Below are 1025 nucleotides of genomic sequence, written 5' to 3'. Positions count from 1 at the left end.
GAGTATGTGGTGATCAAGGCTGCCGATGAGTTCTCGGACAAAACCACGGCGATCAATCAGATGTGGCAGACCGACTTCACCTACTTCAAGATCATCGGGTGGGGCTGGTATTACCTCAGCACGATCCTGGACGATTACAGCCGGTATATCATTGCCTGGAAGCTCTGCACGACCATGCGGGCCGAGGACGTGACAGACACCATTGAGCTGGCTCTTACGGCGTCTGGCTGCGACCAAGCCGTGGTCCGACACAAGCCGCGCCTGCTCAGCGACAACGGGTCGTGCTACATATCCGGCGACCTGGCCAAATGGCTGGGGGACCAGAAAATGGATCACGTTCGCGGTGCGCCGTTCCATCCGCAAACCCAGGGCAAAATCGAGCGCTGGCATCAGACCATGAAGAACCGGGTTCTACTAGAAAACTACTACCTGCCCGGCGATCTTGAACGCCAGATCGGGGCCTTCGTCGACTATTACAACAACCAGCGCTACCACGAGAGCCTAAGCAACGTCACACCCGCTGACGTCTATTTTGGACGTGACAAAGCCATCATCAGAGAAAGGGAAAAGATCAAGAAAATGACGATCCAAAGCCGCCGCTTGCAACATCAAAAACAAGCAGCATAATCAATCACGCAACCGAACCAGAGCCTCCAATGTTTAAGCCGCTCTGATGTCCCATTTTATATGACGACGGACACCTCAACCAATATCCAACGACGGATCTTCGATACACTTTCCATCAATATCACCTGCTCATTCCTCCGCGCTATTCAGCGCGGATGCTAACGTGGCAGGTGGGTCAATTTTGCACGCTCATAACCCACCCAAGTGGGTCAATTTCGCACGCCGATTCACACCTGAAGAAAGATTTTATGTGCTCATGATGTTCTAGGGAGGTAGTTATCTCCCCTGTTGAGTTCACCAGTGCGATCTGTCGCTCAACATCCCGATGATACTCACCGTAGGCTAAGGTTGCCTCCCGTTCGGAGATGCCCAACACCTTAGAGAACTCTGACTTACCC

The 1025-nt window shown here is 52.9% G+C and carries 2 protein-coding genes; one reads left to right on the top strand and one right to left on the bottom strand.

Going from position 1 to position 1025, the window contains the following annotated elements; genetic code table 11:
• The coding region (locus Q7C20_RS26655; RefSeq protein ID WP_375071177.1) for a transposase at positions 1-627 on the top strand (627 nt) is incomplete at its 5' end.
• A gap of 175 nt (positions 628-802) precedes the next feature.
• Here Q7C20_RS26655 and Q7C20_RS26650 read toward each other — a convergent pair.
• On the bottom strand, positions 803-1025 hold a 223-nt coding region (locus tag Q7C20_RS26650), incomplete at its 5' end, for a hypothetical protein (RefSeq protein WP_375071176.1).

The sequence above is a fragment of the Pseudomonas sp. AMR01 genome, from assembly GCF_041946035.1.
Classification (GTDB): domain Bacteria; phylum Pseudomonadota; class Gammaproteobacteria; order Pseudomonadales; family Pseudomonadaceae; genus Aquipseudomonas; species Aquipseudomonas antarctica_B.
This window is presented reverse-complemented; position numbering and strand designations above follow the sequence as displayed.